Annotated in this window: 14 protein-coding genes; 9 read left to right on the top strand and 5 right to left on the bottom strand. The window is 39.5% G+C overall.

What is annotated here, in order from left to right:
- Window positions 1-79: 79 nt before the first annotated feature.
- The 7 genes from TES1_RS09465 to TES1_RS09440 all read left to right on the top strand — a co-directional run bounded on the left by TES1_RS09465 (window position 80) and on the right by TES1_RS09440 (window position 4,586).
- Window positions 80-760, top strand: a complete 681-nt coding sequence (locus TES1_RS09465) for a hypothetical protein (protein ID WP_144080612.1) — start codon at window positions 80-82, stop codon at window positions 758-760.
- Between the two features lie 5 nt (window positions 761-765).
- Window positions 766-1,482 carry a hypothetical protein gene (locus tag TES1_RS09460; protein WP_042682236.1) on the top strand — a complete coding sequence of 239 codons (717 nt, stop codon included), beginning with the start codon at window positions 766-768 and terminating at the stop codon, window positions 1,480-1,482.
- Complete coding sequence (locus TES1_RS09455) at window positions 1,475-1,870, top strand: helix-turn-helix domain-containing protein (RefSeq protein ID WP_042682234.1); 396 nt, start codon at window positions 1,475-1,477, stop codon at window positions 1,868-1,870. The genes TES1_RS09460 and TES1_RS09455 overlap by 8 nt, the downstream gene beginning before the upstream one ends.
- 71 nt (window positions 1,871-1,941) lie before the next feature.
- A complete protein-coding gene (locus tag TES1_RS10935) occupies window positions 1,942-2,124 on the top strand; it encodes a hypothetical protein (protein ID WP_144080611.1) in 183 nt (60 codons plus the stop codon).
- Window positions 2,108-2,425 (top strand): hypothetical protein, encoded by a 318-nt coding sequence (locus TES1_RS09450; protein WP_042682233.1) that lies wholly within the window; start codon window positions 2,108-2,110, stop codon window positions 2,423-2,425. The genes TES1_RS10935 and TES1_RS09450 overlap by 17 nt, the downstream gene beginning before the upstream one ends.
- Window positions 2,422-3,579 (top strand): M48 family metalloprotease, encoded by a 1,158-nt coding sequence (locus TES1_RS09445; protein ID WP_042682231.1) that lies wholly within the window; start codon window positions 2,422-2,424, stop codon window positions 3,577-3,579. The genes TES1_RS09450 and TES1_RS09445 overlap by 4 nt, the downstream gene beginning before the upstream one ends.
- The gene (locus TES1_RS09440) at window positions 3,576-4,586 is read left to right on the top strand and encodes a hypothetical protein (RefSeq protein WP_042682230.1); all 1,011 of its coding nucleotides are present in this window, start codon (window positions 3,576-3,578) and stop codon (window positions 4,584-4,586) included. Before TES1_RS09445 ends, TES1_RS09440 begins: the two co-directional genes overlap by 4 nt.
- On the opposite strand, the gene TES1_RS09435 is transcribed toward TES1_RS09440, so the two are convergent.
- The 5 genes from TES1_RS09435 to TES1_RS09415 all read right to left on the bottom strand — a co-directional run bounded on the left by TES1_RS09435 (window position 4,583) and on the right by TES1_RS09415 (window position 6,908).
- Complete coding sequence (locus tag TES1_RS09435) at window positions 4,583-5,281, bottom strand: ThiF family adenylyltransferase (protein WP_042682228.1); 699 nt, start codon at window positions 5,279-5,281, stop codon at window positions 4,583-4,585. The two genes, TES1_RS09440 and TES1_RS09435, sit on opposite strands and share 4 nt — an antisense overlap.
- A 1-nt stretch (window position 5,282) precedes the next feature.
- Window positions 5,283-5,546, bottom strand: coding sequence for a ubiquitin-like small modifier protein 1 (locus TES1_RS09430; RefSeq protein WP_173391299.1), 264 nt, complete (start codon window positions 5,544-5,546; stop codon window positions 5,283-5,285).
- Window positions 5,547-5,607: 61 nt separating this feature from the next.
- The gene (locus tag TES1_RS09425) at window positions 5,608-6,114 is read right to left on the bottom strand and encodes a CDP-2,3-bis-(O-geranylgeranyl)-sn-glycerol synthase (protein WP_042682225.1); all 507 of its coding nucleotides are present in this window, start codon (window positions 6,112-6,114) and stop codon (window positions 5,608-5,610) included.
- 33 nt (window positions 6,115-6,147) lie between these two features.
- Window positions 6,148-6,675, bottom strand: a complete 528-nt coding sequence (locus TES1_RS09420) for a GbsR/MarR family transcriptional regulator (protein WP_042682223.1) — start codon at window positions 6,673-6,675, stop codon at window positions 6,148-6,150.
- A 5-nt stretch (window positions 6,676-6,680) separates the two neighbouring features.
- Complete coding sequence (locus tag TES1_RS09415) at window positions 6,681-6,908, bottom strand: Lrp/AsnC ligand binding domain-containing protein (RefSeq protein WP_042682221.1); 228 nt, start codon at window positions 6,906-6,908, stop codon at window positions 6,681-6,683.
- Window positions 6,909-6,983: 75 nt separating this feature from the next.
- Between TES1_RS09415 and TES1_RS09410 the strand changes: the two genes are divergently transcribed.
- Together TES1_RS09410 and TES1_RS09405 are read left to right on the top strand one after the other, a co-directional pair.
- Window positions 6,984-9,245 carry a hydrophobe/amphiphile efflux-3 (HAE3) family transporter gene (locus tag TES1_RS09410; RefSeq protein WP_042682219.1) on the top strand — a complete coding sequence of 754 codons (2,262 nt, stop codon included), beginning with the start codon at window positions 6,984-6,986 and terminating at the stop codon, window positions 9,243-9,245.
- On the top strand, window positions 9,242-12,001 hold the full coding sequence (locus TES1_RS09405) for a COG1361 S-layer family protein (RefSeq protein ID WP_042682218.1): 2,760 nt from the start codon (window positions 9,242-9,244) through the stop codon (window positions 11,999-12,001). Before TES1_RS09410 ends, TES1_RS09405 begins: the two co-directional genes overlap by 4 nt.
- Window positions 12,002-12,068 lie beyond the last annotated feature (67 nt).

Genomic DNA, 12,068 nt, shown 5'->3' with positions numbered 1-12,068 from the left:
CACCACTTCAGAGAATTATGGTATTATGCTGATCAATCGAAAAATTTAAATATTTTGTCAACCTACAAAGGTTGACGTGATGACTATGCTCCGCAGTGGCATCACAAAAGAACTTCAAATAGCACTTTCTGTAGAGTTAGTTTTGTTTACAGTTGGAGTGTATTATCTAAGTGAAGTAATGATATGGCTGGTTTTCTTAGCTTTGGCTTTAACACTTTTTGTATTTGCGGGCAAAAAAGTTGAACTCGAACCTGGAAGGATAATTTTAAAGTGGGGATATCTTAGAGAGCTCAAAAAGGTAATCACAGCTGAAGATGTCGTGGATGTCATAGGTGCCTCAAGAGCTCGCCATGTGATTTTGGCAAAATATATGCCATGGCTTCTTTTGGTGCCGTTAGGAATGATAATTGTAGGTGTATGGATTCTTTTATTTACCTCCTATAAATTTGCGGCATTTGGATGGTTGCTCTTTGGAGTTTTTCAATTGGCAGGTCATGTTTTTTCAAAAGCGGAAAAAAACAAAGCTTTAGTTTTTGTTCTTTTAGTCACAGCATTTATTGTAGTCTATGCATATTCCATTAGACTTAGAATGGCATTGTTTCAGATTACCCTCATTGGTGGAATAATGGCGGGTGTTATATGGTATGAGGGGGCTATTGGGTCGAACTATTTAATTTTGGTCACAAAAGATGGGAACTATCTTTTAACATATAGTGATGAGAATGACATCAAATCTCTTTTAGCAGCATTGGGGGGGTAAGAGGGGTGAAGCTTGAAAACGTAAGACCCATGAATTTTAGCGGAATTCCTTTCGCTCTTGTTGTTGTAGCGTTCTCTCTTATCGTCATTCTCCCTAAAGCAGTAACAATGCCTGAGAGGTACTGGCCATTATGGATTCTGGGTTGGGTAATTCTGTTCGCATCTTGGGGAACAGGAGCTGAGATTGAAGGAGATTCAATTGTGCTAAAGTACGTCTTTGGAAAGTTGAAGATAAGGATACCCTTCAGTGAGATTGAGGAGATAACAACACTTAACAAGCTTCAGAAAGGCACTATTGCTAAATATTTTAAGTGGGAAATATTCCTGTTCACGATATTTGTGATCTATGCCCTCTTTGACTTAATAATTCTACCACGTGGACTTCTAAGGGGGTATTATTTTGGGGATATTGGGCTTATAATATTTGGACTATTTTATATATCTGTGTTCACTGTACCGTTTTCAAAAAAATGGATTATTGTGATCTTTACATACTCTCTTATCCCTCTTGAAGTCTTTATACTCCACTTAAAAACTGGAAACATTACAGCAGATGATGTTTTTGTGCTCATAAGCACTGCATTTGTCCTTACAGTAGCTCTCTGGGAAGCATATAGTGTTGAATATGTTGTGATAAGAACTCCTAAAAAACTGTACCTTTTAACTACGAAAAGTGCCGATGAGATTATTAAAGCTCTTCTGAAGGTGGCTCAAAATGTTTAAACTACCCGAAGGGATGGAGAGAATCTGGCTCATGAAGGCTAAGGGTCTCAGAGAGATTGAGATAGCTGATACCTTGGGAATTTCACGACAGGCAGTGAATAAAGCCGTAAGAGATGCCAAAGCAAAGCTCTTCGAGATGTTTTTCAGTTTGGCTGAAGTTTTTGGCTTTGAAGTGGTGAGGGTTAACGTTGAGAAAGGCTTCATGGTGGCAAATGCAAAAATAGGACAAGAAGTAAAAAGGGTTTACTTTTTCTATATTCCTAAAATGGGGGTTAGAGCATTCTTTGAAGATTCTGAATTCCCAGAATATTTACTCAAACATGCATTGGGGCTTGGACTAGCGAAAAACTTAAATAGAGAGGAGCTTCTCCGGAGACTGGAGGAGTAAGTATGAATTGGGTTTCATTCATAATGCTTTATCCTCAATAGAAGCAAATCACCTAAAAGCTCTTAAGGGTGGTGAAGGTGAACTGGGATGAGTTCCTAGAGGAGATTGAAGAAAATCCTTTCCTTTTAATGGGGCTGTTTATGATAGTCTTAGGTGTCCTGTCTTGGAACAAGACAGTAATCTGGACGGGCGTCTTCATGGTGATAATGATAGTGCTGTTGACGGGGGAATTTGATAATGATGAAAAAGATTAAGCCTCTTGGGGCTTTTATGCTTGTTCTCAGCGGGCTTCTTATGTTTGTGGTTGCCCTGTTGTTGCACAGATGGGAGTTCATTGGATGGGGGCTTTTCCAGATATTCATTGCTATGGCTCTTACCGAGCGCATGGCTTTCTGCAGGAAGTTTGGAGCTTTTGGTATTCTCTTCGGGGGGATAATAATGCTTATCATTAGTGCAGATGGAAGGAACACTTATTCATTTGTGTTCAGCATAATCATGTTGAACATTGGAATAATGTTCCTAACTAGAAAACCCAACGAGAGTGAGAGCATATGAAGACTATTCTTATACTCATCCTCTGGCTCGTGACGATTGTCGTTCCACCTCTAATAATGCGGCACTGGGGGAGAAAAATCCTCAAGAGAAGTATCTCCAAAAAGGAAAAGAACTATCAGCTTCAGAAGCTTGGCGTTATCTGTATTTTAGGGGCATTTTTTGTCTATCTTCTAGGAACGATGGCACTTGAAATCCTTGACTGGGCATTGGATATAGTGGACAAGCTACCTCTGCCCCCAATATTGCTAGCGTTTGTATTTGCAGCGATTATCATATCCCCGCTTCTCATCTCAATCTTCCTGATAATGTACGAAATTGTTAAACTTAGAGTGAATATCACGGAAGAGAAGATTGAAAATCCAAAAAAAGAGGTTCTAAAAGCTCTCGCAATAATTCTCGGTTCAATTGTTGGCTTTGCCTTTATCTGGCAACTCCTGATGCTTTACCTACCAAGCACTTTGACCTCAAAGTGGTGGTTTGACCTGCTCATGTACTCAATTCTAATACTTGCTTTCTTTGCACTTTTCCCGCTCATCCTAATTAGGGTCGGGACAAAGAGTGAGTTCGACCCCGAACTTAAGGCCGAACTCATGAGGTTCTGTGAGGAGCAGGGAGTTAAAGTCAGGGACATCATCGTTAAAGGAAAGCCCGGCCAAAAGCTTGCCAACGCCATGGTCACGGGTATAATTCCCCGCTACCGTTACGTTGTTTTAACCCGCTATCTGGTTGATAACTTCGAAGAGGACGAGATTAAAGCGGTTCTGGCGCATGAGATAGGGCACATAAAAGGAAAACACCTCTGGATAAACGCGGCTTTGAGCATTAGTTGGTTTGTTTTCTGGATTGGAATTGTTTATGTCCTTCACAAGTTCGGCATTAAGGTCTTTTCCTCATCATGGGTCTTCTTTGGCATCTATTTCTTTCCATTCTTTTTCTGGCTCTTTGGAATCGAATCATGGATAATCCAAAGGAACGAGTTCAAGGCAGATGAGTTCGCCGCAAAAGTTAGTGGGAAAGACACAATGATTAAAGCTTTAAGGAAGCTGGCAGACTTCAATCTAACGCCTGAGAGAACGGGTAAATGGTTCAACGTTTTGAGCTTTCACCCATCAATAGAAGAACGAATAAAACACCTTGAGGAGGTAGAGGAATGAGAAAGTTGGGAATTTTGCTGGTTGGAATACTTTTAGTTGGTTTAGTTGCTGGTTGTATTGGGGAAAAAGAATCAACTTCCACAACATCAACGGTTACTCAAACTCCAACACACTCAACTCAGGTAACTTCAACAACCCATTCAGAGACATCAGAAACAATGACATCTTCAACAACGTCCACCGTCACAAAAACATCAACAACCGCAACACCAACTAAAACATCAACTCCAACGGAGACCCAATCCCAAACTCCAACTCAAACACAAACCAAATCTAAGCCAAAGATTTACACGAGAGAGGAACTCTTGAAAAACTTGGAAAAGATAAAGAGCTTCACGTACTTGGAGAACACAAGTGTAACATTTGATGTGAAAATAGAGCAAGGAAACACCACAATTAATGCTGGTGAAGTGAGTATAATTGCAAAGAAAGTCGGCTACATTGATTTAGAAGCGTATGAGGCAGATATAAACACGACGACAAGAACTTTTCCTGGAGGGGGCTCAAGCTTTACGAGGGAGATAATAAAAGATGGAGAAATTTACCTTTATGCCAACGGAATGTGGCAAAAGCTCACTAACGAAACCCTTGGAATGCCTCCAGAGAATTTGCTCAATTTAACTTGGAAGTACAATCTCGTGAGCCTTGTTAAGCTCTACTTACAAAAAGAACCTCAAAATACAACCATCGTTAACGGAAGCCAGATTTTCTACTACAACATAAGTGATGAGGACTTAAAGTATATTATTGAGGCATTCCTCGGAACTGTTGAAAATGAAAACATGACAATAAGCTTCAGCAACGGAATAATGGAGATAGTCTTTAAGAATGGACAGCTTTACGGTGGAAGGTTGATGTACAACATGGAGATTAGAATAAAAACACAAGACTTAGAAGGAAAGCCGATGGAAATCATTGAGATAGGTAAGGAGTACGACGAATTTGTGATAAAAGAAGTTAATGTGAGGAAGAAAGTTGAAGCTCCAAAGGGGGAAGTCAAGGCTTAGATAAGCTCAACAATCTCAAAGCTTCCATGGGCTAAATCGACTATCAACAGCTTGTTTGCTAGCACTTCCCCATAACCCGTAATCAGCTTAATGACTTCAGCTGCTTGGATGGTTCCAATGACTCCAGCTGTTGCTCCTAAAATCGGGAACTTCTCTTTTTTCTTTGGGGGTTTTGGAAATACTTCCCTCAAACATTTTGTCTTTCCGGGGATTATTGTTGTAACTTGTCCAAACATGCCCTCAACGGCCCCATGAACCAGAGGAATTCCTCTTTTGTGTGCGAACTTATCTAAAAGATACCTTGTGTCGAAATTGTCCAAACAATCAACTATAACGTCTACATCATCCAGAACTTCTTCAATATTCTCTTCTGTAAGCCTTCCCACAAATGTCTCAACTTTTATGTCTGAATTGAATCTCTCAAGCTTCCACTTGGCTGATATTGGCTTTGGATTCTTATCTATGTCCTCCTCCCAGTGAAGTATCTGCCTGTTTAAATTGCTCAACTCTGGTGTTTGCTCATCAATTAGAAGTAAGGTTCCAACTCCAGCAGCCGCTAAATAATAGGCAACTGGGCTTCCAAGTCCGCCAACCCCAACGACAGCTACCTTGGCTTTTTTGAGCTTTTCTTGACCCTCTACTCCAAAAATTCTAATCTGTCTATCATACCTCTCAAGATCTCTCTCAGTTAGCATCTCAACCACCACTCGCTGGCGGGAAGAGGGCAACAACGTCTCCATCTTTTAGTTCTTCATCAAAGCTCACATAACTTCCATTTCTTGACACATTAACATCAGCGTCTTCATTCTGGGCAAAAACTTCATTTTTGAACTTTGGATGTCTCTCTTTTATGATTTCAATTAAATCACTCACTCTGCTCCCATTGGGAAGCTCTATAATCTCCTCACTAACCCCAGCCAGCTCTCTGAAGCGGGCAAAATATTTTACCTTAATCTTCATGATATCACCAAGAAATTTAACGCTTTATACTTTAAAAAAGGTTTGTGCAAAGTGTGAATGTTTACCAAGGAACGCTCTTCCATCCCATTTTATATGCAAATATATTTGCTCCCCAATGAATGAATGGTGTAACCACCAGCAAAAATAGAACTTGGCCGGTTGAGAGCGCTTTTATGGGATATGCAAGAAGTAGTGCTGTAATTATGAATCCCCACTGGTCTAATCCTACAGCGGGATAACCACGGGGCATTCCCACTCTTCTCTTTATAAAACTTCCAATTAAATCACCAAGAAGAGCTCCCAAAGAAAGAGCAAATCCCAATTTTAATGCCATAGCAAGGGAGCCATAGAAATTGGGGGTTAAATAATACTGGATAACAGCAACAAGGGTTCCTGCGAGCAGTCCTCCGAAGAATCCCCTCCAAGTTTTTCCATCACCTAAAATTCGTCTGCCATCTTTAAACTTTTTCCCAAAGTCCATTGGAGTCTTTCCTTTAAATATCACTGGGGAAGCATTTGCGAAGTATGCCGGGAGAATGTACCAAAGTGCTTCAAGCAGAGGATTCATTTAATCACCTTCATGGTTTACTTACTTTCCTTTTTAAGCTCTTTCCTTTTCAAGTTCATCTAAGCAGAGGATTAGTTTTTCGAGGAGCTTTTCCTCATCGCTTTTTATGAGCAATTTTATAATTCTCTCTGTTATTTCATTTCTTTTGAGCATAAATTTAAGTTTTTCCCGTATTTTCTCTGCTTCTTCACTTTTATCCTTCTCAATCTCTTCAAGAGCTTTTTGAACATTTATTCTTGTTTGTTGGACATCTTCAAGAAGCTTGTTATAATAGGCAGCTTTTCTCCATTCTTTTAGATTTTTTATTGCTGTAAAGTATGCTTTTTTATCTCCCGGCTTTTTAATCCTTGTAACTAAACCAACACTTTCAAGGAGCTTTAAAGCAGAGCTTACATGAGAAATTGAGTATCCTGTTTTCTCTGCAATCTCGCCTAGGCTTAACGGCTCATCTGCGAAGAACAAGACACCATAGATATATCCATAGAGCTCGCTTAATCCAAACCTTCTTGCGGCATTTGCAAAGTGATTCATCATAATCCTTCTTGCCTCTTCAATTCCCAACACAATCACCTCGCACAGATTAGAGTTTCGGTATATAAAATGCCCTTATTCTCTTTTAAGATTTCGTTCCTAAGCTCGTTTAATCTTTGCAAATTTTCAACTTCCACTTTGGCAATGACATCATAGTCTCCATAAAGAGTGTATGCCTCTTTAACCTCTGGAATTTTCTTGAGATTCTCTGCAATTTCATTTTCTCTTCCATTTTGGATTGTGATTAAGATAAAGGCAATCATGTCATGATTACCAAAAGGTTTTTAAATTTCCGTATATATAAAACTTTCGGAAATTTCCGAAAGTTGGTGAGAGAGATGCTCAAGAAACTTGCAAAGATAATAGTAGAATACAGAGTTGCCTTTGGATTAGTAGCAATATTTCTCTTAATTGTTTCCCTCTATGGCATAACCCAGCTTAAATTTGAAACTAACCTAGCAAATCAACTTCCTGAAAATTTGCCAGCTGTTCAAGATTATTTCACTGTTCAGAATGAGTTTCAAAGCAATGAGGTTTTGATAGTTGTTGTCAAGGTTAAGGATATTAAAGAAGGAGGAGTTTATGATATTAGAGATCCACAGGTTATCCAGGGAATCTATGATCTTGAGCAAAAATTGAGACAGCATGAGTATATAACTAACACAATGAGCATTGCTGATGTTTACATAAATGTTCTTGGAAGGTTACCGAAGAGTATGGAAGAGTCCAAATTCGTTCTTAATATGCTTCCCGAGGATGTCAGAAATCAGCTTATAAGCTCAGACTACACCACTACCCTGATAATTGCTACAATGAACAGAGAGAAGAATACCCAAGCTTTAGTTAGGGTTTACAATGAAATTCAAGATGATATTGATAGTGTTAAATTTCCCCAAAATGTCGAAGTTGTCCAGACTGGAATGGTTGGGATATTGTATAAATTCCTCCTATTCATGCAGCATGATATGTATTTGACTATGGCGATAGCATTCCTCTTTGTTGCTTCCTTACTCCTTTATTTCTATCGTTCTTCTGTAAAAGCGGTTATTCCGTTAATACCTTTGATATTTGGGGTTATAATGACCCTTGGATTCATGGGAATTTTGGGAGTTCCTCTTGATATTGAAACCACAACTGTCGGAGCAATGCTGGTTGGTATGGGTATTGATTACGGAGTTCATGTAACTAACAGATATTATGAGGAAAGGAAAAAAGGAAGGAGTATAGAGGAAGCTGCGGAAGAGTCTATAGCTGAGACCGGTAAAGCCCTACTTGGGGCAGCTCTTACAACAATTGCTGGGTTTTCTGCTCTCAGCATTTCAGTTCTTCCTGGACTTAGGAGACTCAGCTTAGCCCTCATTATGGGTCTGGGGCTTGCGGCCCTTAATGCTGTGGTTATAACTCCTGCAATCATAATCCTTGAAGAGGACTTGAGAAAACTGATTACTGGACACTATGAAATGCCAGAAACAAGATCTCACTCTGGATTTATAGCACAGGCATTTGAATTAATGGGGAAAACAGTTAGAGATAACCCATGGAAGTTTTTAGCTTTAGTCTTTGTTATAACACTGTTCTTTGGTTATGGCCTCACAATGGTAACAACAGAAGTGAGATTTGAAAAAATGATACCTCAGAATATTCCAGAAATCCAGGTCATGAATGATGTTAGATATGAATTTGGAGGTGAAGATGAGCTTGATGTTCTCGTAAAGGCTGCTGATGATGTTAGGGATCCGAATGTTGTAAGAGCAATTTATGTGTTTGAGCAAAGTATTCTAGCGGATTCATATTATAATAATGCCGTAGAGGCAGAGAGCATAGCTGATATTGTAATCAAGAAATACGGCTACATTCCAGAGGATAAAGAAAAAATACAACAAGCTCTCGAGGAATACCAAGGAACACCTCTTGTTAGCTCTGATTACTCTATGACATTAATCCGCTTTAAAGGGAACTTCATGGGCGTTAGTCAAGATGAGTTCAGGAAAATTATACGGGCTTTTGAGGAAGAAATCCAGAATGCAGAATTTCCTCCAGGAGTTGAGGTCTCATTAGCTGGAGATACATACCTTAATTATGCACTTGACAAGCTTACAAACACTGAACTTCAAAGAATCTCTACCTATGGAACACTCCTCGTAGTGCTTATAGTGATACTACTCTTTAGAAGTGCAAAGCTATCAATTGCAATGGCAACTCCCATGTTCCTCGGAGCTTTGTGGACAATTGGCTTTATGGGTTGGGCTGGAATCCCCTTCAGCCAAGTTCTGGCTGGAACTATTTCAATGATTGTTGGTTTGGGTGTTGATTATGGGATGCATCTTACTCACAGATTTATGGAGGAGCTCGAGGAAGGTAATCCATACCCAATTGTTACGGCTGTTAAAAGTGTAGGTCCCGGTATTTTCATTGGCGCACTAACAACAGCTGGAGGATTTTTGGCTTTACTCTTTGGTGAGCTCACACCTATGCATGATTTTGGAAAAACTCTTGCATTTGGAATATTCGCCTCAATGCTGGCGTCATATCTTGTTACTCCAGCTTTGCTTCAGATATTTTATGGTAAACAAATAAAGAGAAGGGGTGAAGAGGAATGAAGAAGTTTGGAATGTTATTGGGTGTAATGATTATCATGGCGAGTTTTAATATAGCCTTGGCTCAAGATGCTTTGCTCTTTGAGGGATATCTGAATAAGGGGGATACAATCTTAGTTGGTCCCATTATAATCACGCTGAACGATGTTCAAAAGGACTATCTTACGAATCAGTACAAAGCAATGTTTGTGATAATGAAAGATGGGAAAATACTCAACGCTAACTACACTGTGATTTATATACCAAACCCCAGCAAAATACAGGAACTTTTAGCTGATCCAGCTTTCCTTAATGCAATGGCAGAGACATTGGGATATAACACTACTGACCCACTTTCGTATGCTCAGTTTTTGGCTTGGCTAGCTACAGCTTCACCCGAAGAAATTGCAGATGCAGTCTTTGAAACAATTAATGAACATCCAGAGTTAGGTATAAACAAAGAAGATCTTTTAATGCCAATACGAGTTCCAGAATTCACGTACATAAGCGAGAATGAGACAATTGAACTTAATGTTGATGGGCAAAAAGTTACCATAACTGCGCTTGAAATATATCCAAATGGGGTTAGGATAAGCATAAGCGGTCCTTATGATTGGAAAGTGTCTGTGATACCTGCGCTTATAACCACAAGTATAGAAGCTCCTAAAAGTGTGAATCCGGGACAAGAATTTATTGTAAAAGTTCACTTGAAGAATGAAGGTGCGCTGAAAGCAAAATATATAACTGTTATGGTCTCTCCGGTTATGCTGGATGTTGGAAGTAGTGAGAATCAGGACTCCCAAAGTTCAACTGGACAAGCTTTAGCCCAGACTTTAAGCCAAAGTGGAGTTGTACAGTCTGCTTTAATGCCAGTAAATACCTCAATGAAATACATCGAATATCTTGATGGAAAGGAAAGTGCAACACTGGAATTTAAGTTCAAAGCTAATGAGAATGCCCAGCCTGGTGTTTATCCCCTATATGTAACTGTAATTTATTTCTTCGGTGTAGGACAAGATGTTCAGCAGATGCAGAGCTTCAACTTTGTTGGAATTACGGTGGCTAGAGATAGCGATGCATCGTTCGTAATTGAGAGTATTGAAAAGCCAAAAATAGTTCATCCTGGTGAAGACTTTGAAGTTAAAATAAGACTTAGGAACATGGGAGGAGATACTGCCAAAGACTTTTTAGCAACCATTGAGCCTAAAGGGTCTTTAAATATCGAAGAGCAGCAGATTCAAAATGCTCAGCTCTCTGGGAATAATTTACCAATGGAGACAAAAACACCAATTCTTGTGGCTAATGAGACCGATCAATACTATAGGGCAATTGTTAGGCCGAATGACGAGGTTGAACTTACTTTTAGGCTTCATGTGAGCGAAGATGCAGAGACTGGTAGCTATCCTGTAACCCTAAAGCTCACCTACTACAGTGGAGATTCAAAGGAGTCAAAGAGCCAAAGTTTTGAGTTCTCAGTTCAAGTGCTTAGAAAAAGAGAGGCATTCATAGAAATTGAGAGCATTGAGATGGATCCAAAGAAAGTTGAACCTGGAGACGAGTTTACCCTTACTTTAAAACTCAGAAATGTTGGAGAAGAAAATGCGAGGGCATTTGCACTGAAAATAATTCCCACCCGAGTTCCAGTTCAAGGAGAAATTAAAAAAGTTGACCTTTCATCGCTTCAAAATCTGCCGATTCAAGGTAGCCAATCTATAAGTGAGAACCTCCAGGAGGCATTAAACCAAATATTAAAAGAGCTTGCAAAGAGAAATGTTGATGCATTCTTACCTATTGGAGAGGATAATGTTAAGTATGTTCCAGAGATTGCTCCAAATCAAGAGGTAACGTTGACATTCCATCTAAAGGCAAACAACAGGCTTGAAAGTGGAATTTATCCATTAAGAATAGGTATTGAGTACCTTTCATCTCCAGATGATTCAAAAATTAGCGATGAGCGCTTGATTGGCATCAATGTTCTCGGAAAGGAGCAACTCATAATTTCAAAAGTCTCAACTTCGCCGAGCAGAGTTTACCCAGGAACGCACAATGTTGAAATTAGTTTAAGTGTTGAAAACATTGGGAGCGGAGAGGCTAAGTATGTGCTACTTATTCCGAAGCCTCAAAGCCCGTTTGAGCTTAGCGATACAAGCGAGCAGATAATAAACCTTGGGACGCTGAGGCAAGGAGATTCAGCAAACGCTGTCTTTAGGATCAACGTTAATGAGGATGCAAAAGGTGGGAGTTATAAAATCCCCGTGGAGATTCAGTATAAAGACTCTCTTGGAAACAGCCAGAAAATCATGCTGAATGTTCCAATAATAATTCACGAAAAGCCAAAGCTTGTTGTTGAAAATGTTCGCTTTGACAAGACCCCAATGCAGGGCGAAGAAGTGAGAGTTTACATTACAGTGAAAAACATTGGGGGAGAAAAAGCAGAAAATGTGATGATTGAAGGTGTCGTGAAGTCATCACAGCCTTTCACATTGACAAAGAGGACTGATTACATTGGAAATCTAAAACCTGGACAAAGCGGAGAAGGCGTTATAGAGCTAAGCATAGACAGAGATGCAGTACCAAAGACTTATGTTGTCCAAATTAGGATGAGAGCGGTCGGAGATAAAGAAAGTGGAGATGACAACGTTTATGTTTTTGAAGATAGCGTAAAAATACCAGTTCAGGAAAATACAAAGCAAGCACACACATTAAAGTATCTTGGTATCGGTGTGGGTATATTGGTGGTTTTGGCGGTTGTTATTACCTATCTAAAGAGAAGGGAGTAATTTCTTCATTTTCCTTTTTAGAAAACTTTAAACGATCTTAGTGATGATTATGTTTGTAGGTGAAGAC

It is taken from the genome of Thermococcus paralvinellae (assembly GCF_000517445.1).
In the GTDB taxonomy this organism is placed as follows: domain Archaea; phylum Methanobacteriota_B; class Thermococci; order Thermococcales; family Thermococcaceae; genus Thermococcus_B; species Thermococcus_B paralvinellae.
The sequence above is the reverse complement of the archived record's forward strand: the minus strand, read 5'-3'. Positions and strand labels throughout refer to the sequence as shown.